18 protein-coding genes are annotated in these 20353 nt (G+C 51.6%); 11 read left to right on the plus strand and 7 right to left on the minus strand.

From position 1 onward, the window contains the following. The first annotated feature begins 73 nt into the window (after positions 1 to 73). From ORL50_RS29225 to ORL50_RS27280, 7 genes are all read left to right on the plus strand, one after another. On the plus strand, positions 74 to 466 hold the full coding sequence (locus ORL50_RS29225; protein ID WP_404942396.1) for a DUF6957 family protein: 393 nt from the start codon (positions 74 to 76) through the stop codon (positions 464 to 466). A 289-nt stretch (positions 467 to 755) separates the two neighbouring features. Further along, entirely contained in the window at positions 756 to 1007 is a 252-nt protein-coding gene (locus ORL50_RS29230) for a BPSL0761 family protein (protein WP_409339150.1), read from the plus strand. 284 nt (positions 1008 to 1291) lie between these two features. Beyond that, entirely contained in the window at positions 1292 to 2425 is a 1134-nt protein-coding gene (locus tag ORL50_RS27260; protein WP_045060514.1) for a nucleoid-associated protein, read from the plus strand. Positions 2426 to 2427: 2 nt separating this feature from the next. Continuing rightward, positions 2428 to 3171 carry a hypothetical protein gene (locus ORL50_RS27265; RefSeq protein ID WP_266019689.1) on the plus strand — a complete coding sequence of 248 codons (744 nt, stop codon included), beginning with the start codon at positions 2428 to 2430 and terminating at the stop codon, positions 3169 to 3171. A 15-nt stretch (positions 3172 to 3186) separates the two neighbouring features. Beyond that, positions 3187 to 3690, plus strand: a complete 504-nt coding sequence (locus ORL50_RS27270; RefSeq protein ID WP_266019691.1) for a hypothetical protein — start codon at positions 3187 to 3189, stop codon at positions 3688 to 3690. A 375-nt stretch (positions 3691 to 4065) separates the two neighbouring features. Further along, positions 4066 to 4368, plus strand: coding sequence for a hypothetical protein (locus tag ORL50_RS27275; RefSeq protein WP_045061356.1), 303 nt, complete (start codon positions 4066 to 4068; stop codon positions 4366 to 4368). A 712-nt stretch (positions 4369 to 5080) separates the two neighbouring features. Next, a complete protein-coding gene (locus ORL50_RS27280) occupies positions 5081 to 6406 on the plus strand; it encodes an OprD family porin (protein WP_045061357.1) in 1326 nt (441 codons plus the stop codon). Between the two features lie 377 nt (positions 6407 to 6783). Here ORL50_RS27280 and ORL50_RS27285 read toward each other — a convergent pair whose 3' ends face one another. From ORL50_RS27285 to ORL50_RS27305, 5 genes are all read right to left on the minus strand, one after another. Beyond that, complete coding sequence (locus ORL50_RS27285) at positions 6784 to 7116, minus strand: DUF2790 domain-containing protein (protein WP_017341680.1); 333 nt, start codon at positions 7114 to 7116, stop codon at positions 6784 to 6786. A gap of 142 nt (positions 7117 to 7258) precedes the next feature. Further along, positions 7259 to 7456: a co-regulatory protein PtrA N-terminal domain-containing protein gene (locus ORL50_RS27290; RefSeq protein ID WP_017341679.1), complete on the minus strand. Its 198-nt coding sequence runs from the start codon at positions 7454 to 7456 to the stop codon at positions 7259 to 7261. A gap of 143 nt (positions 7457 to 7599) precedes the next feature. Then, positions 7600 to 10773, minus strand: coding sequence for a CusA/CzcA family heavy metal efflux RND transporter (locus tag ORL50_RS27295; RefSeq protein ID WP_045061358.1), 3174 nt, complete (start codon positions 10771 to 10773; stop codon positions 7600 to 7602). Positions 10774 to 10799: 26 nt separating this feature from the next. Next, entirely contained in the window at positions 10800 to 12029 is a 1230-nt protein-coding gene (locus tag ORL50_RS27300) for an efflux RND transporter periplasmic adaptor subunit (RefSeq protein ID WP_045061359.1), read from the minus strand. An 88-nt stretch (positions 12030 to 12117) separates the two neighbouring features. Next, positions 12118 to 13404: a TolC family protein gene (locus tag ORL50_RS27305; protein ID WP_152644308.1), complete on the minus strand. Its 1287-nt coding sequence runs from the start codon at positions 13402 to 13404 to the stop codon at positions 12118 to 12120. Positions 13405 to 13769: 365 nt separating this feature from the next. Here ORL50_RS27305 and ORL50_RS27310 point away from each other — a divergent pair, with 365 nt between their 5' ends. The 4 genes from ORL50_RS27310 to ORL50_RS27325 all read left to right on the plus strand — a co-directional run bounded on the left by ORL50_RS27310 (position 13770) and on the right by ORL50_RS27325 (position 18465). Next, entirely contained in the window at positions 13770 to 14444 is a 675-nt protein-coding gene (locus ORL50_RS27310) for a heavy metal response regulator transcription factor (protein ID WP_045061360.1), read from the plus strand. Then, positions 14441 to 15868, plus strand: a complete 1428-nt coding sequence (locus ORL50_RS27315; RefSeq protein ID WP_045061361.1) for a heavy metal sensor histidine kinase — start codon at positions 14441 to 14443, stop codon at positions 15866 to 15868. The genes ORL50_RS27310 and ORL50_RS27315 overlap by 4 nt, the downstream gene beginning before the upstream one ends. 483 nt (positions 15869 to 16351) lie before the next feature. Further along, positions 16352 to 17026 carry a heavy metal response regulator transcription factor gene (locus ORL50_RS27320; protein ID WP_045061362.1) on the plus strand — a complete coding sequence of 225 codons (675 nt, stop codon included), beginning with the start codon at positions 16352 to 16354 and terminating at the stop codon, positions 17024 to 17026. Then, on the plus strand, positions 17023 to 18465 hold the full coding sequence (locus tag ORL50_RS27325; RefSeq protein ID WP_045061363.1) for a heavy metal sensor histidine kinase: 1443 nt from the start codon (positions 17023 to 17025) through the stop codon (positions 18463 to 18465). The genes ORL50_RS27320 and ORL50_RS27325 overlap by 4 nt, the downstream gene beginning before the upstream one ends. On the opposite strand, the gene ORL50_RS27330 is transcribed toward ORL50_RS27325, so the two are convergent. Together ORL50_RS27330 and ORL50_RS27335 are read right to left on the minus strand one after the other, a co-directional pair. Continuing rightward, positions 18457 to 19676 (minus strand): IS3 family transposase gene (locus ORL50_RS27330; protein ID WP_416236051.1). Its coding sequence is split into 2 segments (ribosomal slippage): positions 18457 to 19331 and positions 19331 to 19676, totalling 1221 coding nucleotides; the frame shifts between segments, so codons are not numbered across the junction. The two genes, ORL50_RS27325 and ORL50_RS27330, sit on opposite strands and share 9 nt — an antisense overlap. A gap of 132 nt (positions 19677 to 19808) precedes the next feature. Then, positions 19809 to 20141, minus strand: coding sequence for a DUF2790 domain-containing protein (locus ORL50_RS27335; RefSeq protein WP_045061364.1), 333 nt, complete (start codon positions 20139 to 20141; stop codon positions 19809 to 19811). Positions 20142 to 20353: the final 212 nt, after the last annotated feature.

Below are 20353 nucleotides of genomic sequence, written 5' to 3' on the forward strand. Positions count from 1 at the left end.
GTTTTACGGGCAGCTATGCTGACTGGTGTGATTGATAGTTCGACTCGATTTTTGAAGTGGGTCGGAGGGACGAATGAATCTTGAGGGCCTAGCCGAACTGCTTTCCGGTGGCGAAAAACTACCTGGATGTGAGCTAGCTCATTCAGACGCCTTGGCACTGGTCGGATTTTACTTCCCTGGACGCGCCTATTGTCTAGTCGCTGACTGGACAGTGGTTGATATAGCGGTCTCCCCCCGTCAGTTAAACGCCGTTGCTAGAAGAGGAGTCACTCCTACTTTGGTCAACGCTTTATGTGTTATCCACGATAGCAAAGGACGTTTCCCTCGCGGTCACTGGGTAAGAACTTCATTGGGGGTTTCGTTCACCCATGATTGCCTGTTCGAGACAAAAAACACCGTTTATGTGTTGATGGGACCCGGTCGAAGGGTACGAACAGACCTGGACGTCGCGCAGAGCCTGTACTGAAAGTCACTGGTGCGCAATGTGGCAGTCATCGACGTTCAGCGTTTTAGGTTTCGTCCGCCTCAGCCATCCCTATATTTTTCCGGTGCTTACCAAGACTTAGTGTTGGCCACGTATCAGCAATCGCCCCCTAGAACTTGGCTTGATAGGGGGTAGCCTGTCTACTTCAGAGGAGCCGAGCGGCGTGCTTGCTATAATTCAAACGAATGGTTCACACCCCCAGAATCCTCGGCGATGGCGGTTGGTTTTCTAAGGTTAAGCGCAAATTCTAGCGGAGTGGCAACACATGACTATGCCCTGCGAGCGTACCCGGAGTATCGTCCAAACAGGCGAGTTCTTGCGTGAGCTGTCCAGAGATCAGACTCTCCCAGAATCTGTTCGTCAGCAGGCAAAACGCCTCCTGCGGCATTACCCAGAACCATGGGTGATCTTTGGGATCGGCTCCTTCGAAGAGCTGCTTCAAACAAAGGGTCCGAGCGATCCAACGCGAGAGTTCGCGATAGTGGTCCACACTCCCCAGTTGAGCTCCAGCACTGACGGATAAGGCTGGAAAAACTTCCTCAGACTGAGTCTATGATAGAGACCATGGTCTGTGGCAATCCGCGATGGTGCTGTCCGCGCTTCAACGCTCCGACCCTCGTGTTGATGAACGGCATAGATTCTTATGCTGTATGCATGTACAGTTAATGGGTTCTTGCGGCCTTACTCATTGCCTAAGTGTTGAAGCCCTTAGGCGGTGTCATGTGCCGAGATAAGCCCTGAAGTTTGTTGGGTAAGGTGTTATTTTCAGTGATTCCATATTGATACTATCGGAACGGAATTCGACCTATGATCACACTGAAAACTGCCATTATTCACAGCTTCAAGAAGCTGGCCAAGACCAGCTTTATCTCCGAGGTGGTCAAGAAGGATGTGGCGCTCGATACTGAAAATCCTGCGTTGCATTTTCTGGTCAATGGCATCCACGGCCTCATCGGCAAAGAAGGCAACAGCGTGGTCTATGGACAGTTTGCCAATGATGACCGTCAGGGGCCGTTTCCAGAGCGCTTCACCGCGTTCGTAGAAGTACAAGATGATGAAGCGCAATTTATCGACTTGACCCACTTGGCAATGGACCAACTGGTGGAGCAAGCCGGTAATCAAGTCTTGTCGACTGGTGGACACATCCTTTGCGCCCAGTACACCTCGGGCGCAACCGACTTTTTCCTGGTCGCCAGCATGAAGGAGCGCGGTGGTATTCAGCTGGACGAAAACTATGTGCCGAAGGAAATTCAAGAGGTCGATCTCAACAAGGTTCAGCAGGCCGCCAGGATCAACTTGGCTAGCTTCGTGGCCATAAAGGCTATGGCTGCTGCGGCCGCTGCTGCGCCTGAGCAGGATGAGGATGACGCGGAGGATGAAGTGGATTCAACCTACCTGTGCTTCATCAGCCGCGGCCGTGATAGTCAGGCATCTGACTATTTCATTTCTGCACTGGGTTGTGCGAAAGGAGTGGCCTCCGGACGCGCTACCAAAAATGCCATTGATAACGTTGCCCGGTTTTTTCGCGACAACAAAGCGTTAAAAAGCTTTGGTTATAAGGCCAAAGAGGCGGTGATCAAATATCTGGAGGAGCAGTTGGCCGCAGGTAAGTCCGCACGCCTGGACGCCATCTGCCACGTCGCTGTCGCACACGTACCCGCTGACTTAGTGGATGAAATCGTTGGGCTGAAAGACTATTTGAATAGTGAGAAACATAAGGTGCCGGACGACTTTACGGTCAATGCGAAATCGCTGAAAGAGAAGACCCGTATCAAGGGGGACGCTGCTAACTGGTCGTTGCAATTCGAGCGTGGAGCGTTAGGTAAGGATCCGGCCGCAGACGTTTACTATGATGAGGGACGGAAGAAGTTGACCCTGTCCAATCTGACTGCCGAACTGGTTGGTGTGATCGAGAAAGAATTGCTGGCTAGGGCTGGCTAAGAATGTTTTCCAATGTGGTAGCTCTCTACCGTACCCTCGGAGCGCCCACCATTGAGGATGGGGTCATCCGCTATCAGGGGAGGCCAACGCCCGACATTATCGGTGCGTTGCGAATGTGTGATGACCTGCCCGCAGCTTATGGCAAGTTCGAGCATTGCTCTGAAGAAGCTGACTCTCTCGATATTGAGTTTCGCTTGCCATCGAACGAGTCGGGCCGGTTCTACGCGAACTTAGGCGAGTTTGTCGCTCGCAATGGCTCATTGGGCAAGGGCCAATTTCCGAGCAACGTGTACATTGTTGAGCTCAGTTGGGCGGATAGTGATGACACCGAACCTTCGGCGATTAAGGCGCTCAGGCGCGTCTGCCGGATGATCGAGCTGCTTGCACTGCTAGCGATCGGCGTCGACAAAGACAGCAGTCCAGATGGTTATAACCTGTTTTTTGCCTTGCCTCCCGATGGGGCTAAGCCTCCGAGAACTTTTCTGTTGCCTACCCAGGTTGACGTCAAGGTTCTTGACTATGAGCTCAACCACCTGAGTTTGTTGGAAGAAATACTCAATCGAAAAAACGAAAACAAGGCGCACCTCTCCGAACGAAAATTGATGATTCGGATGGCGGTGGCGAGCGTCATCGAGAAGTTTGAGAGCGAGCCGAATCTGTTCTTGGTGATCGTGCGGGAGTGGCGGGAGGTCCTCGCCACGTACCGTGCGAATCTGCAAACCTACGTCTATAGCTTCTCGTTTTAGCGGGCCCGGCGCGAGGTGGCCCAGGCTGAAATCGACTATGGCACTAAGCTTAGTGGAGTACTGGGCGACATCGCGGGCAAGATGCTTGCCCTGCCGATATCGTTAGCGGGTCTGGTCGTGCTGGAGAAAACAACCTCAAAATTCGAAGGTTTTATTCTTGTCCTTGGGCTAGCAGTGGTCTCTGTGGTTCTGCTTGCGATCCTGCACAATCAAATGCTGCAAACAGAGCGCCTGCTACACAGTTTCAATGTCATCTTCGATGATTTTAAGGACAAGATAAAAACCTATCCCCCAAAACTTCAGGGCTTGCTCAGGATCACCATCGACCAGGTCGACAAGCAGGGCCGAACGCTAACCAGGACCTTTCGCTTGCTGAAGGGGCTGTCCTTGCTGCCAATCGTCGGGGCCTTGCTGCTGGCCGCGATAAAATACTGGGATGGTTTCGTATGGCTATTGATGACCATCCTGTCGATCGTGTTTTCCGCGCTCAACGTAGCCCCGAACTTTCTCAGCCCGTAAAGGCTTTGCCTCATTTCTATGGAAAATTTTAAGGTGAAATAGGATTAGTAAGTTCAAACTGTTGAATAATGATCCACGCTGCCTACAATTGATCGAGGAAAAAATTTATGCTCGCAACAAACAGATGGCAGCTGAGCACGCAGCATCCTCAACGGAGCTGGAGCGTGCGGCGGTTTTCATAAAGGCTGCGCTTTGCAGGAAATCTGGCTTATCCCTCGGCCACGTCGTTTTCAATCGCTCAGTGATGAACGTTAAGAGATGAAAACCCACCATTTGAAACTCCTGAGGCCATCACAGTTGGCAGTCAGCAGGAGCTTGCCACGTAGTCTACGTAATGAAGGTCCCGCGTCTTACATTAGCGACGAGAAATCCCAGATGAGCGTTGAACTGAATGAGGAGGATATGCGCTTGGCGCTATTCGGCTCCCCAAAACAATCCGACCCCGTAGTACTCGCAAAGCCGCAGCCGAGTCCAACGTCCCGACTAAACTCTAAACCGCTATCACTGAAGCTGAGGGTGACACTGCACGTTACCAAGGACTTCGAAGGCGACGTGAGCGTGTTCATTTATGATGCGAACACGCTGAGTACTCTTATCGCGGAACAAGAGGCTAAAAAAGAAGCTAAAAAAAAGAAATTCAAATATTTCGATGTGGTCTCGGTCAAACCCATCCAGTAACTATCGTGTCGTTAAAGAGCGTGCTTCATTGCACTGCTCTTGCTCCCTATGCAATACCACTGACCAGCCAGTTGTTTTCTTGCAGACATTCGTTTGCATGTAACTTGACCAGTATGCGCCGTAATAGGGACTGGCTGATAAAGTCCAAAAGCAACAACTCCAGCAGTATTAAAAAATACTCGGTTTTTTGAACAAGCGGATGGGGAACTCCACAACACTACATCCGGAATATTTCCGCTATTGCTATCCCATTTTGGTTAGCGGCCACCGCCTTCCGGGTACAGCTATTACCGCATCCCAACTTGACCGCGGTCACTGCTTGAATCATATAAAGCTGTGTGATGGTCAGATTGGTCAGGTGAGCCAAAAATCTAAACGATCTCGGTTCGACTTCACTGTGACGATGCATCGAGAACTGATTTCAGCTCCTGAGCATGCGCACTTTCAGGTGTGGATTCGTGCTGCTGGTTAAGAGAATTCCTGAGAAAAGCCCTAGTAAAGGTAGAGCCACCCATCGGTTGGGAGCATGCCGCAAAAGTTAATTTTGAAAAAACAGGCGAACATTACAGAATTGTAATTTTTCAATCATCTCCCCGTTATCTTCAAATTGCAACGATACAAGTCGGCGACGATACGGGAGCAGAAACTGCTCCCGTAAACAATAATTCCAGCCGAAGAGCTTTCTAGTTCTGCCGAACCTAAGGAGTGATTAATGGATAACAATACGAAATTTTCGATGGCCGCTTTGGCGTTGGTTGTCAGTTCTGGGCCTTCTATAGTGTTTGCGGAGGAAAAGACTGGGGGGTTTATCGAAGACAGCAGCCTTACCGTGCTCAATCGAAATTTCTACTTCAATCGTGATCATCGTAACGGTCAATCAAGCCCCACGGGCAATGGCTACTCCGAAGCTTGGTCGCATGCGATTATCAGTAAGTTCGAATCCGGGTTTACCCAAGGCACTGTAGGCGTGGGCGTCGACGCTTTCGCGATGATCGGTTTGAAGCTTGATACGGGTGACGGTCGTAACGGCGGTCGTAGTTCATTCGATGTGCTACCTGTCAATGGCGACGGCGAAGCTCGAGATGAATACACGAAAGTCGGTGGCGCGGCAAAAGTTCGCGCTTTTGACACTGTGGTGAAAGTAGGTGATGTATTTCCCGCCAACCCTGTCGTGGCTTCTGGCGACTCAAGGCTTTTACCGGAAAGTTTCCGTGGTGTGACCGCTACCAATACCAGCATCGAAGGGCTGACAGTTCAGGGTGGTCGCCTGCATGCTATGAGTCAACCAGTCTCCAGCAATATGCGCGACAACTTCGCAACCTTCTATGCAGGCCCAGTTAACTCACCTTGGGTCGGCTATTTTGGTGGCGACTACAATGTGAATAAGAATATTATCGTTAGTCTTTACTCCAGTCGTCTCAAAGACGCCTGGAATCAATACTATGCTGGCACCGGGTTGAACTACTCCTTCTCTGATGAGCTTTCCGTATTCGGCGGTGTGAATTACTACAAGGCCGTTGACGAAGGGAAAAAACTGCTGGGCGAGTTCGACAACAATATTTGGAGCGCTAAGGTTGGCGTGAAGTATGGCGCACACTCACTTGCACTTTCTCACCAGCGAAATAATGGTAACGACGACTTCGACTATCTGCGTCAGTCGGATTCCATCTTTCTCGACAACTCAATCCAGTACAGCGACTTCAACTCGCCAAAAGAACGTTCATGGATGGTGCGTTACGACCTCGACATGAGCTCGTATGGTGTACCTGGCTTGTCGTTTATGACACGTTATGGTCGTGGCACCGACGCCGACTACTCCAACGCCAACGCCACATACATGCGGCGCGATGCGGATGGAAACCCGTTGACCGATCAGAAACGTTGGGAGCGCGACATCGAAGTAAAATACGTCGTTCAGACAGGCTCCTTGAAAGATATGTCCTTCCGCTTGCGACAAATGAACACCCGTGCAACCGCGTTTGAGTCTGATTTGGATGAAGTCCGTGTGATCGTTGAGTACCCACTAGCGATTCTGTAATACCTGAACGGGATAATTCGTTCTTCACGAATATCCCGTTTTCGCTAGAAAGATTTCAAAAATGTAATTTTTCAATCATCTTCATGTTAACTTGAATTGCTTATAGTGAGTGGGAGTTAATAGGAATCTAGCTAGCGCATCTGGTTGGAGTCCTATAGACAAGTAGCTAGTATGTGAAAATCTGAAACTCATCGCTGTTCAGTTAAAAGCTCCAAGCTCACCTTTAGAAGCTCCTTTGGAAAAAGGTGAATTTTTAAGACGTCCCTCGGGGCGTCTTTTTTATGACCGTTAAAACACGAGCATATAAAAAACGCCCGATACCTCTAAGTATTGAGGTTAATCGAGCGTTATAAATCCCTCTGACAGCAGCATAGCTGCTAGCCGCCTCGTTTACGACACTCTCCAGCCACAGTGTACCTAATTGTATTTAGCTGTCCTTTTGAATCTTCATAGGTCATTGCGGCGGGCACCACTGCGCAGACTTTTGCAGGCCGCACCACACTGATAACCTTCACAACATCCACCTTCATCCCGTACTCGTATTCTTTCGACACAGGGGCGCTTTTCCCCTGGCTAATTGCATACTGCTCCATGGCTTTAGCATTCGCCACCATCATCTTTTCAAAGGCTTTGTCTCCTCCCCCTTCCGCCAGTACGAGAGAGGATAACGTCAGAGCTCCAGCGAAAGTAATAATACTCATGAACTTCATATTTAGTACCTCATATATTAACTGTTACAAGGATATCAATTCGAACATTGCGATGGCGTGGCGGCTAGGTTACGAATGTGTAATAAAGCCGTAAAAAAAACCGCCGCCGGAAACCGGAAGCGGTTTTTTATACGCAGTACTACTACATTTTACCTGTCTCATCTTTAGCATCACTTGAAACCACGGGAACGCTCTTCCCTTCTCTAGCAACATATGCCTCCATTGCCACATCTCGCGCCGCCATCATTTTTTCGAAGGTTCTGTCCCCCCCACCTTCGGCTAAAGCAACTGAAGAAAGGATTAAAGCACCCGCAAGAGCGCAGATTTGAGCAATTTTCATACTGACACCTCATATAGTTAACGCTAGTAGGGTATCAATTCGAACCTATCAACACGGTGGCGCCAAGATTACAGATTCGTTATGTAGCTCACATAAAAAAGCCCACTATCGAATCTCGATAGTGGGCTTTTAAAACTAAAGAATTATACGGCTTCTATTTTATCGTCTTCGTCTTCGGCTTCTTCCTCGTCTCGGCGGTGCGCCCATTGATAAAGCGCAGGCAATATCAGCAGGGTCAACGCAGTTGAGGATAGGATGCCCCCGATCACCACGGTAGCCAGGGGTCTCTGGACCTCTGCCCCCGTTCCGGTGGCCAGTGCCATCGGAATAAAGCCAAGAGAGGCCACCAGAGCTGTCATCAACACTGGGCGCAAACGGGTAAGAGCCCCTTCATTGATTGCGGAACTCAACGAATGTCCTTCCTCCCGAAGATTGCGGATGAACGCAATCATCACCAGACCATTCAGCACCGCCACGCCCGACAACGCGATGAAACCAACACCTGCCGAGATCGACAGCGGGATGTCTCGGAGCCATAAAGCCATGACTCCCCCCGTCAATGCGAATGGAATACCGGTGAACACCAATAGGCCATCCTTGAGGTTGTTGAACATCATGAACAAGAGTGCGAACACCAAGAGCAGGGCCACCGGGACTACAATCTGTAGTCGCTTGGCAGCGGATTGGAGCTGCTCGAACTGTCCTCCCCAGTTGGTCCAGTAACCGGCCGGGATCTGCACTTCTTTATCAATGGCGCTACTGGCCTCCTGTACAAATGAGCCGATATCACGCCCACGCACGTTGGCGCTGACGATCACCAGACGTTTGCCGTTTTCACGACTGACCTGGTTAGGTCCCAACACTAGATCGAGGCTAGCCACCTCTGAAAGAGCAATAAACCCGATCTGATCGGCATTGGTGTTAAGCAGCGCCGGTACCGGGATTAGCAGTGTGGACAATCCCTCGAGATCCTTACGCATGGCGTCGGATAAACGCACCACCATGTCGAATCGGCGGTCTCCCTCATACATCGTACCGGCTTGACGACCACCGACCGCCACCGCAATGGTGTCTTGTACGTCGCCAACGTTCAGTCCGTAACGGGCGGCTTTGTCACGGTCGATGTTGATGGTCAGTACCGGCAGTCCCGACGTTTGCTCGACTTTGACCTCGGAGGCACCATTGATCTTCTGCATGGACGCGGCAATTTTTGCAGCGGTGCTGTTAAGCACCGCCATGTCATCACCGAAGACCTTGACCGCCACATCACTGCGCACGCCTGAAATCAGCTCGTTAAAACGCAATTGAATAGGCTGAGAAAGCTCATAGTTGCTTCCGGGCATTCCGGCTGTAGCTTTTTGGATATCAGCTACCAACGCCTCTCTGGATTTATTCGGATCAGGCCATTGATTCTTCGGCTTGAGCATCACGTAGCTGTCAGAGATGTTTGGTGGCATTGGGTCTGAGGCAATTTCTGCTGTACCAGTACGAGCAAACATCCGCTTGACCTCCGGTACCTTTGCTAACACAAGTCTTTCCAGACGTTGCTGCATTTCTACCGATTGCGTCAGGCTGGTACCTGGTACACGCAGTGCTTGTAACGCGAAATCCCCTTCACTGAGGCTCGGCACAAACTCGCTGCCCATTCGACTGGCGACCACACCGCACACCGCGATAACGGCTAGTGCTATGGCGAATGCCATTGATCGATGGCCCATGACCCATTCTAGCGCTGGCGCATACACCCGACGGGCGCCACGCATGATGATGTTCTCTTCTTCCTTGACCTTACCGGTGACGAACATCGCAATCGCCGCCGGGACAAAGGTCACCGACAACAGCATCGCGCCGAGCAAGGCAATCACCACAGTAAACGCCATCGGGTGAAACATTTTTCCTTCGACGCCGGTGAGGGCAAAAATCGGTAGGTACACGACCATGATGATCAACTGGCCGAAAATCAGCGGTCGGCGTGCTTCCTTGGCCGCCGCGAACACTTCGTGAAAGCGTTCGGAGCGGGTGAGGATGCGTCCGTGGTGTTGCTGTGCATGGGCCAGACGACGGATGGCGTTTTCGACAATGACCACCGCGCCATCAACGATGATGCCAAAGTCCAACGCTCCGAGGCTCATCAGGTTGGCGCTGACCTTGTTGGTGAACATGCCAGTGAATGTGAATAGCATCGCGAGCGGGATCACCATGGCAGTGATCAGAGCGGCGCGAATGTTGCCAAGGAACAGGAACAGAATCGCGATTACCAGAATCGCACCTTCAATCAAGTTCTTCTTAACGGTGGCAATCGCCTTGTCCACCAAATTGGTACGGTCATAGACGGTGACTGCCACCACCCCTTTTGGCAGTGAGCGGTTGATTTGCTCAAGCTTGCTGGCAACGGCCTGGGCCACGGTGCGGCTGTTCTCACCGATCAGCATGAACACTGTGCCGAGCACCACTTCACGACCGTTTTCGGTCGCGGCCCCCGTGCGCAATTCACGGCCGATGTCCACGGTTGCGACGTTCTTGACGCGGATGGGCGTACCGTCGACGTTGGCCATGACGATATTGGCGATATCGTCGGTGGTCGCTACTTGGCCGGGTGCGCGAATCAGTAACTGTTCGCCACTGTGTTCGATGTAACCGGCACCGACGTTAGCGTTGTTGCGCTCCAGCGCTGTAACAAGGTCAGTCAGCGTAAGCTTGTAAGCCGCCAAGCGTTTTGGATCAGGCGCAATCTGGTACTCCTTGGCGAACCCGCCAATGGTATTGATTTCGGCGACCCCGGGAACATTGCGCAGCTGAGGTTTTATGATCCAGTCTTGGATCACCCTCAGGTCGGTCGGCGTATAGGGGTTGCCGTCCTCCTTGACAGCACCTTCTTCAGCCTCGACCGTCCACAGGAAAATTTCACCCAGACCGGTTGAGATCGGCCCCATGACGGCTTCCACACCCTCGGGCAGTTGCTCCTTGGCCACCTGCAACCGTTCGTTGACCAATTGTCGGGCGAAGAACAGGTCAGTGCCTTCCTTGAAGATCACTGTGACTTGCGACAAACCCGAGCGTGACAGCGAGCGAGTTTGTTCTAGAGCCGGCAAACCAGCCATTGCAGTTTCGATGGGGAACGTGATGCGCTGCTCGGTTTCCAGTGGTGAAAAACCTGCTGCCCCTGTGTTGATTTGCACCTGGACGTTGGTGATATCGGGAACGGCGTCGATCGGCAGCTTCTGGTAGCTGGCTATACCGAGGCCGGCCATGAGGAGAACCGCGAGCAGCACGATGATGCGCTGCTCGATGGCAAATTGGATCAGGCGTTCGAACATGAGAACCTTCTCGTGGAAGTGGCGGATCAGTGGGCGTGTTCAGCCGAGGCTTTACCCAGTTCTGATTTCAGAATGAAACTGCCGGCAGCGGCGACTTGAACACCGGGCTCCAGGCCCTCCGTGATCTCGACCAGACCCGCCGAACGGCCACCTGTCTCCACTGGCTGAGCTTTAAACCCGTCGTCCGTTCGAACGAAAACAGTTTGCTTGTCCTCGACCGTCTGGATAGCCGCTTCTGGTACTGCGACCTTTGTTTGCCGAGTATCAGTGTCAACCTGCACGGTCACGAATAGCCCGGGACGCCATGCACCTTGTGGATTGGCCAAGGTCACGCGGACCGTGGCTGTACGAGTTTGCTCGCCCAACAAACTGCCGACATAGGCCACGGTTCCAGTGACTTCGGCATTCAGTTCCGGCGCACTGACCGTGACCGACTTGCCCACCAGTACCTTGTTTAAATCCTTTGGCGAGACACCAAAGGTCACCCACACACGCGACAAGTCGGAGAGGGTGAAGGCATTAGTGGTTTCGCTGACAACCTCACCGAGGCCCAAGTGTTTCTCAACGACAACCCCGTCAAACGGCGCACGCAATTCATATCGGTTACCCCCGCTGGTGACCGAGCTGCCACTGAGTACGCTGATTTTTTGTCGAGCATTGCTGAGGGCGATTTCGGCTTCTTGCAAAGCCTGGCGGGCTTGCAGGAAATCCTGTTCGGCAGAGATTTTGTCCTGCCATAACTGTCGCTCTCGCTCGTAGGTAGTACGGGCCAACTCAAGACGACGTTGCGCCGCGGCTTGTTCACTACGCTGATCAGAAATTTGTTGGCTGGCGATCACGGCCAGCAACTGGCCTTTTTTCACCGGTTGACCAAGATTGACATGGACCGACTCGACGACACCGGGTACGCGGGGCACCACATGCGCAGTGCGGTCTTCATCAAAACGGATTTCTCCAGGAAAGGGCAATGAAAGGCTAATACTCTGCGCCTTGGCTTCGACCAACTGGATGCCGGCTGAGCTGATCTGCTCTTCGCTCAGAGTCAAGTGACCTTCTTCCGCTTCGCCTTCGGCGTGTTCGCCCTCGGCCGATTTCTTGCCAGTAGTTTCATCGCCGTGATCGTCATGGCCTTTGCCCTCCTGAGCCTGAGCCTGAGCTTCGGCTGAGGGCACCGATGGGCTGCCCATCCACAACGAGCCGATGCCTATACCCACCGTCAAGGTCAGTGCAGTGACGAGAATTAGTTTTTTATCCATGGAAACTCCCTGCGCAGCCCAGTCGGCAGTCACGGATTACCGTGGTATTGCGATGCTGAGCAGCGGTAAAAAAAGCGTTATATGAAATTCACGGAGTACGAGTGAGAAGGGCGACATCTCCGAAAATTCGCTCGATGCGCACCCAGGCGTCTGTCGCCTCGGCGATAGCCTGGATGTATTGCGTGCGGGCGCTAATCAAGGTGCGCTGAGCATCGAGTACGTCGAGGAAGTTAAACTTGCCCATTTCGAAACCTCGGGTAGCGGTGTCGACGGCACTTTGCGCGGCAGGCAGGATGGTTTGATTGAACGACGCGACTTCAGTGTTAGCCGTCATCCACTGATCCAGGGTGGTCTGGATTTCTGTGCGCAGGCGTAACTCACTGGCGTTACGAAGGTCGCGGGCTTGATCGGTACGGCGGGCAGCGGCTAGTACGTTGCCCTGGTTACGGTTAAACAATGGGATGGGCATAGACAGCCCCACAACATTCACCCGCTCGCGCTCGCGCTCGTCGTATTGGCTCCCGATACTCACGGTGAGGTCGGGAATTCGCTGAGCCTTCTCCAGGCCAAGGGAGGCTTCCCGCTGATCTATTTGCAGTTTTGCCAATCGTAGCTCCGCGGTTTCACCTATGCGATTAAGCAGCAGTGACGAATCCGGTACGGTTGGCATCGACCGGCCTGGATCACCCACAGACACGAATGCAGGCAAAGGCGCGCCCATGACCTGAGCGAGTCGCTGGTAGGCACTGGCCTCATCCCGCTCAGCCCGCCTCAGCTCCAGACGCACTTCTGATAGCTGAACCTCTGCGCGAGTACCTTCAACGGGTGAGGATTTACCACTCTTGATGCGACCTTGAGCTACACGCAAACCGCGCTCGGCGAGCTCAAGTGATTGACGTGATAACAGCAGCCTTTGCTGAGCCGTCGAGGAGCTGTAAAACGCCTGAATGACATCGGCACGCAGAACATTGCGTTTGCGTTCCAATTCAATCCCGGCCGCGTCTTGAGCTCGACTGGCCACCTCGATCCTAGCCCCGCGCTTACCGCCAAGCTCGATCGGCTGGTTGATCATTACCGTCGTAGTGCGCGAGTTTCGCCGAGTATCTTCAGCCTCCCAGGAAACCTCAGGGTTAGGGATCAACCCTGCCTGCTGTCGCTCTCCCTGAGCAATACCAGTCTCCCATTGAGCGGCCGCCAGATCAGGGTTATTGGCAAAAGCAGTTTCAAGCGCCTGATCCATTGTGAGCATTTGAGCGGTCGCCGCAAACAAAGGACTAGTAAAAAGCGCAAGGATCGAAATGAGACCTGCTCTTAGCATGGTCTTATGCGTGATTGGGTGAGCAATAAACTTTCTACACCGAAGTAATTCCATCATTCCTTAAACCTTTAAAACAAAAAGAATTTCCCATGAGGCAAATGTAATTCTCCGCACCTATCAACAAGGTGACTGAAAAATTACAAATACGTTATCCAGCGGAAAAACCTCAATTAATGCATTAGGATGAAGTCAATAAGTGCTCGCGCCAAGAAACAACCCGAAACAAAAAAGGGGCGCCGAACCTAATACTTTGGGAGGTAAAGGAAACATGACGAACCTTGCAAAGCTTTAAAAAGACCATATTGCGAATAAAATTAAAGATGTAGCCAGAATCGAAACGTTTATACAGATTAATAATGCCCTTAAACCATGTTTAACGAGCATCAAATCATTCCGATACATTTACCAGAGGGTGAAATCCTATGCGAATCCTTGTGATAGAGGACGAGCTGAAGACTGCTGAGTACTTACATCAAGGCCTGACTGAAAGTGGCTATATTGTAGACTGCGCATCGACCGGGGCTGATGGACTCCATCTAGCACGTCAGCAAGCTTATGATCTGGTAATACTAGACGTAAATCTACCTGAAATTGACGGTTGGGACGTTCTTGAAAATATTCGGCAGACTAGTAGCACTCGGGTAATGATGCTGACTGCAAGAGGGCGTCTGGCAGACAAAATCAAAGGATTGGATTTGGGAGCCGATGATTACCTGGTCAAGCCATTTGAATTCCCTGAGTTGCTTGCAAGAGTACGCACTTTAATGCGTCGCAGCGAACATATTCCAGTTCCGGAGGTATTAAAAGTCGCTGACCTTGAACTTGATCAAGGCAGACATCGCGCATTCCGCGGAAAGCAACGCATAGATCTGACGACAAAGGAGTTCGCGCTGCTTCATCTGTTGATGCGTCAATCAGGAGAGGTGTTATCTCGCACTCAAATTATCTCTTTAGTGTGGGATATGAACTTTGACTGCGACACAAACGTTGTCGAAGTTTCGATACGAAGATTGAGAGCAAAAATAGATGATCCATTTGAAACAAAATTAATACATACCCTTCGTGGCGTAGGCTATGTATTGGAGGCGAGGAAATGAAACCGGTCAGCCTATCGATGCGGCTGGGGTTGACAGTTAGCATTATGGGAGCGGTACTAGTAGTGCTTTTAGCGATACTAGCTTTTTTAGCGCTTACTCACGAACTTGATTCGCGCGCAAAAAATAGCTTAGAGAAGAAGATGAGTCAGATTGAGCACAGTCTACTGATGGATATTAGTACCCGCGACATGAGTTTAAAACCACACGTGCTATTAGATCAAGTGCTGGGACACGACAATCTTAACCTGACCATCTTTGATGATGACAACATGAGTGAACCTCTGCTGAGTTTTGGAGCAGATATACCTGAAGTATCTACGAATCAAGCCGGAACAGCCGCCAGTAATAAGCTGTCGTACTATTCCCCAGCCGAAGAGTCCGGAATCCACATCCTCACCGCCTCTAAGCTCATGAAATTAAAGGATGGTGAGTTCGTATCGGTCCTACTGTCTATTGATCGCTCGAATGATGAAACGCTATTGAGCGCCTACCTGAGTTCGACCATTGTAGCGGTTCCACTGTTGCTGATTCTGATTGGTATCAGCGCCTGGGCTATTGTGCAACGTGGCTTATCCCCCCTTCGGGAATTCCGGAAAGTTGCAGCAATGGTGTCGGCCCAGGATTTAAGTCATCGACTCTCAGTTGTCAAGATGCCCCAAGAACTCAGTGAGCTTGCTCACGGTATAAACTTCATGCTGCACCGTCTTGACGGCGGAGTTCAACAACTATCGCAATTCTCTGATGACTTGGCGCATGAGCTGCGGTCACCGATTACGAACCTTATGGGGAAAGCTCAGGTAACACTTTCTCGAGAACGCCCGGCAAAAGAGTACAAGGCTGTTTTAGAGTCATGCACCGAGGAACTAGGACGAGTCACCAGAATTGTTTCAGACATGCTTTTCTTGGCCCAAGTTAGTCATCCGGCCGCACTCGTGCCGTTTGAAAGCATTTTACTAGAGGATGAAGCCCTAAAAGTCATCGACCTTTTTTCGCTATCGGCTGAGGAAAAGAGCGTTGGTATAACTGTCAGCGGATGGGGTAAAGTTTTAGGTGATCGGCTCATGATTCAACGGGCTATTTCCAATCTTTTATCAAATGCCATTCGTCACTGCCCAGCAGGGCAGTCCATTGCTATAGCGATTGAAACGCAATCTGAAAAAGTCTCCCTATCAATAAGCAATCCTGGGGTAGGAATTGAGCACCAGCACTTGTTTCACATTTTCGATCGCTTCTATCGTGTGGATAACAGTCGCTCACGAGCTGAAGGTGGTACTGGATTAGGGTTGGCCATTGTCCGATCCATCATGAGCCTGCACCAGGGAATGGCAGAGGTCCAAAGTATGCCGGGCCATCTGACAGTTTTTCAACTTACATTTCCAAAATATAATGCACAAAGCAACTTAAAAGCCCAAAAACAAAAGTAGTGATTTTAGTAAAGCCGTAACTAAAATCACGATAAACAATAGTCCAAAAACGCGAATCCGAAAATGCATAGAGCATAGATAGCGCGGGGTACTTAAAAATCGCAAAGCGAGATCAACTCCCCTTGGTACATCCTGCCAGTCTCCCCAAAAAATGCGTGCAGCATTAAATTGACTATCTGCGCCGTAACACTTCGAAACGATTCCCCATAGATATCAGCCGAGCGGAGCTTGGCTTCTGGCTGAAATAAATGTACGGGAGTCGCGCATTAACATGCCTGCGACATATAGTCGCAAATACTTTTATCGTAAAATGTCCTCCTCCTGTTGACCCTGTAGCAGCTTCAGGCTTGATACTGATCACTTGAGCAATGCGCGGTTTTGAGATTTTTATGATCGAATAGTTCTACATCATTTCTTAGTCGGGCACTTAAATAAACTTCGAAATTTTATTATTCAATTCATATTACATAGGGCGGCACTACCATGCGAATGCTTGTAGTTGAGGATGAGCTTAAAACTGCCGAATACCTGCATCAGGGTTTGACTGAAAGCGGCTATATAGTAGACCGCGCGGCGAATGGTACGGATGGACTTCACCTTGCGCGTCAACAAACCTACGACTTGGTAATACTTGACGTCGATCTACCACAACTTGATGGCTGGGGTGTGCTCGAGCGACTGCGCCAAAGCAGTAACACCCGGGTCATGATGCTAACCGCTCGCGGGCGCCTGGCGGACAAGATCCGCGGCCTGGACCTGGGTGCCGATGACTATCTGGTCAAGCCATTCGAATTTCCGGAACTGTTGGCCCGGGTACGAACTTTAATGCGTCGCAGCGAACAAGTTTCCGTCCCTGAGGTCTTGAAAGTCGCCGATCTGGAACTCGACCAGGGCCGCCATAGGGCCTTCCGGGGCGAGCAGCGTATCGACCTGACGACCAAGGAATTTGCTTTGCTGCACCTTTTGATGCGCCAGTCGGGTGAGGTGCTTTCCCGCACTCAGATCATTTCATTGGTCTGGGACATGAACTTCGACTGCGACACCAATGTGGTCGAGGTTTCAATCCGCCGCCTGAGGGCCAAGATTGATGATCCTTTTGACAAGAAGCTAATCCATACCCTGCGCGGCGTTGGCTATGTACTGGAGGCCCGGGAATGAAGTCGGCAAGCCTGTCGATGCGGCTGGGTTTGGCGGTGAGTATCATGGGCGCATTGTTGGTGTTATTTCTGGCGGTTCTTGCGTTCCTCGCGCTAACGCATGAGTTAGATAAACTGTCAAAAGACAACTTGAGCGAGAAAATGCGGCAAATCGAGCACAGTCTTTCGCTGTATGAAAAACCTGTCGACATCAACATTAAACCGCACGTTTTGCTGGATCAGGTGATGGGGCATGACCACCTCAACCTTACCATTTATGACCTGATAAATATGAGGACGCCGCTCTTGAAGTCAGGCTTTGGCTTGACGGACCCCAGGGCGGAGTTGAAGGCGGCAGGGGCTGCCACCGACAAGGTGTCGTACTCCCGAAGCACCGATGATCAGGGCCGGCACTTCCTGACTGCATCCAGACTGATCCGCTTGCCGAACGGTACGAATGTCGCCGTATTGCTGTCGCTTGATTGCGCCAACGATGAAGCGCTGCTCAGCACATATCTAAGCTCGACGATCATGGCCTTGCCGTTGCTGCTGCTACTTATCGGCCTCAGTGCCTGGGCAGTGGTAAAACGGGGGCTCGCGCCGCTGCGGGAGTTTCGCAAGGTGGCCGCCATGATCTCTGCTCAGGACCTCAGCCATCGACTCTCGGTGGTCAAGATGCCGCAGGAGCTCAGCGAACTGGCCCATGGCATCAACTTCATGCTGCACCGACTAGACAGCGATGTTCAGCAGTTGTCGCAGTTCTCCGATGACTTGGCCCACGAACTACGAGCACCCATTTCCAACCTGATGGGCAAAGCCCAGGTGACGTTGTCCCGGGAGAGGCCGGCCGAGGAGTACAAAGCGGTTTTGGAGTCCTCCACCGAAGAGCTTGGGCGCGTAGCCCGGATTGTCTCGGACATGCTTTTCCTGGCACAGGTCAGTCATCCCGCTGCGCTGGTCCCGTTTGAGACCATTGCTCTGGAGGATGAAGCCTTGAAGGTCATCAATCTGTTTTCACTGTCGGCGGAAGATAAACAGATCAGCGTGAGCGTTACTGGCAGGGGGTCGACCATTGGTGATCGGTTGATGATTCAGCGGGCAATTTCCAACCTGATGTCCAATGCAATCCGCCATTGCCCAGTAGGCCAAGCCATCACAATCACCATCGAAGTCCATGCCACAGAAGTCTCGCTACATGTAGCCAACCGAGGCGCAGGTATTGAACCTCAACACCTACCGCACTTATTCGATCGCTTTTATCGAGTTGACACTCATCATTCGCGCGCTGGAGGAAGTACCGGGCTTGGTTTAGCCATTGTGAAATCAATCATGAGTTTGCATCAGGGAGTCGCAGAAGTTAATAGCCGCCCGGGTAAGATCACGACCTTCAAGCTGGGTTTTCCAAACATCCATGGTGGACTTGCCCCTATAAAACCGGACACCAACTCCCCGTTAAATTGATGTTCCCGCTAAGCGCCTGAACTCCCTCGGTGAACGATATTTCAAGGCGCTGTGCGGATGCTGCTCGTTGTAATGCTCGAAGGCAATTGCCAGGTTGCGCAGCGCCGTTTCTCGATCCGGCTTGGGCATGTGCGCCACATAATCACGTTTGAGCGTCTTCACGAAGCTCTCGGCCATGCCGTTGCTCTGCGGGCTGCGAACTGGGGTGGTCACCGGCTGCAAACCGATCTGTCGAGCAAACAGGCGTGTCTGTTCGGCGGTGTACGCCGAGCCGTTGTCGCTTAGCCATTGCACCGGCGTAGCGGGCAGTTGATCACCAAAGCGCTTCTCCACGCTTTCCAGCATCAAGTCGCGGATATCATCGCCGCTGTACCCGGTCGGGCTCGCGACCCAGCCGATGGCTTCGCGATCACAGCAATCGAGGGCGAAGGTCACGCTCAGTTTGGCACCGTCCTCGCAACGGAACTCAAAGCCGTCCGAGCACCAACGCGTATCACTGGTTTCCACTGCAATACGGCCTTCGTGCCGACGCGGCACGCCGGGCTGTTTGATCCGGCGTTCAAGCAAAAGGTTGTGGTCACGCATCACCCGGTAAATCCGTTTCACGTTGACCGCCGGCAGCGACCGCTTTTCACGTGCACGACGCAGCAGTCCCCAGACGCGACGGTATCCATAACTGGGCAGTTCGCTGACCTCTTGCTGGATTTCAGCGACCAGTTCTACATCGTTCACAGGCCTGCTTCGCCGCACTTTGGGCGATACCGATTGCTTGATTCGAACCGTTAATTGCGAGCGCGCCACACCGAGACATTCGCTGACCAGCTTCACTGGTCGTCCCCCGGCAACAAGGGTGAGTGCGCAATCCATTTTCGCGACCGGGCGATCTCCACGGCCTCTTTGAGGATTTCGGCTTCCATCGTTTTCTTGCCCAGCATCCGTTGCAGTTCACGGATCTGCTTGAGCGCATCGCTTAGCTCGGAGGCAGGCACCACGGCTTCGCCAGCACTGACCGCCGACAGGCTGCCGTCCTGATACAGCTTGCGCCACAAGAACAACTGATTGGCATTGATGCCGTTGCGCCGAGCGACGACCGACACACTTTGTCCTGGCTCAAGGCTCTCGCGAACCATGGCCAGCTTTTGCTCTGGACTCCAGCGGCGCCGCCGCTCCTGGCCCAAAAGCTCCCCACTCTTGTCGTTGCTATTAGTCATAAACATAACCGTTTGCCTATCCCTTATCGTAAGGGGGAAACGGTGTCCTGTCTTTCATGGGGCTCGTTCACATGGACACACCAACTGGTGATACCAACCATTGAAAAAACAGCCCTTATTCACGTCATTCGTTCATTCGTGCGTGTTACGACACACACCAATAATTTGGTATTCAATAGTGTGAAGCTTTCCAGCTGAGTCCTCATAGGTCATTCGAAAAGGTACAATGTTGCAAGAGCGAATTGGTGGGGTCATACTCACCACTTTTGCGATATCAAACTTCATTCTATAGTGATATTTCTGAATTTCCGGAGCGGTCTTGCCTTTTTGCGCAGCGTAGGCGGCCATTGCTTTCTGATTTGCTTCCATGGCGTTGACAACGTTGCGATCACCACGGCTTTCAGCGAATTCTATCGAAGGCAATGATTGCGTCAGTGCAACAATACTTAGTTTTAACAGACTCATAGCAGAGTCTCTTTGAAGTAGTTACAAAGCTGTTAAACTTAAGTACGTTAACGAGGTAAATCTTTATTAATTGTCTAATGAGAATTACTTATTTGTAATTTCCAACCGTTATCCTCACAAGCTCAGTGAAGTAACATAATCAGCCAAGCACAGTGCTTCCCCACCCCGAAGACGATTTTCGTAATCTAATAGAACTGTGATTTTAGAGTGGC

This window comes from Pseudomonas sp. RIT-562, assembly GCF_026241895.1.
Taxonomy (GTDB): Bacteria; Pseudomonadota; Gammaproteobacteria; order Pseudomonadales; family Pseudomonadaceae; genus Aquipseudomonas; species Aquipseudomonas mandelii_F.

Bases quoted from the DNA above. Each gene is read 5' to 3' on its own strand.
- ORL50_RS27315 (WP_045061361.1), top strand. From the start codon at position 14,441: ATGAAACCGGTCAGCCTATCGATGCGGCTGGGGTTGACAGTTAGCATT.
- ORL50_RS27275 (WP_045061356.1), top strand. From the start codon at position 4,066: ATGAGCGTTGAACTGAATGAGGAGGATATGCGCTTGGCGCTATTCGGC.
- ORL50_RS27320 (WP_045061362.1), top strand. From the start codon at position 16,352: ATGCGAATGCTTGTAGTTGAGGATGAGCTTAAAACTGCCGAATACCTG.
- ORL50_RS27285 (WP_017341680.1), bottom strand. From the start codon at position 7,116: ATGAAGTTCATGAGTATTATTACTTTCGCTGGAGCTCTGACGTTATCC.
- ORL50_RS27310 (WP_045061360.1), top strand. From the start codon at position 13,770: ATGCGAATCCTTGTGATAGAGGACGAGCTGAAGACTGCTGAGTACTTA.
- ORL50_RS27325 (WP_045061363.1), top strand. From the start codon at position 17,023: ATGAAGTCGGCAAGCCTGTCGATGCGGCTGGGTTTGGCGGTGAGTATC.
- ORL50_RS27265 (WP_266019689.1), top strand. From the start codon at position 2,428: ATGTTTTCCAATGTGGTAGCTCTCTACCGTACCCTCGGAGCGCCCACC.
- ORL50_RS27260 (WP_045060514.1), top strand. From the start codon at position 1,292: ATGATCACACTGAAAACTGCCATTATTCACAGCTTCAAGAAGCTGGCC.
- ORL50_RS27295 (WP_045061358.1), bottom strand. From the start codon at position 10,773: ATGTTCGAACGCCTGATCCAATTTGCCATCGAGCAGCGCATCATCGTG.
- ORL50_RS29225 (WP_404942396.1), top strand. From the start codon at position 74: ATGAATCTTGAGGGCCTAGCCGAACTGCTTTCCGGTGGCGAAAAACTA.
- ORL50_RS29230 (WP_409339150.1), top strand. From the start codon at position 756: ATGCCCTGCGAGCGTACCCGGAGTATCGTCCAAACAGGCGAGTTCTTG.
- ORL50_RS27300 (WP_045061359.1), bottom strand. From the start codon at position 12,029: ATGGATAAAAAACTAATTCTCGTCACTGCACTGACCTTGACGGTGGGT.
- ORL50_RS27290 (WP_017341679.1), bottom strand. From the start codon at position 7,456: ATGAAAATTGCTCAAATCTGCGCTCTTGCGGGTGCTTTAATCCTTTCT.
- ORL50_RS27335 (WP_045061364.1), bottom strand. From the start codon at position 20,141: ATGAGTCTGTTAAAACTAAGTATTGTTGCACTGACGCAATCATTGCCT.
- ORL50_RS27280 (WP_045061357.1), top strand. From the start codon at position 5,081: ATGGATAACAATACGAAATTTTCGATGGCCGCTTTGGCGTTGGTTGTC.
- ORL50_RS27305 (WP_152644308.1), bottom strand. From the start codon at position 13,404: ATGATGGAATTACTTCGGTGTAGAAAGTTTATTGCTCACCCAATCACG.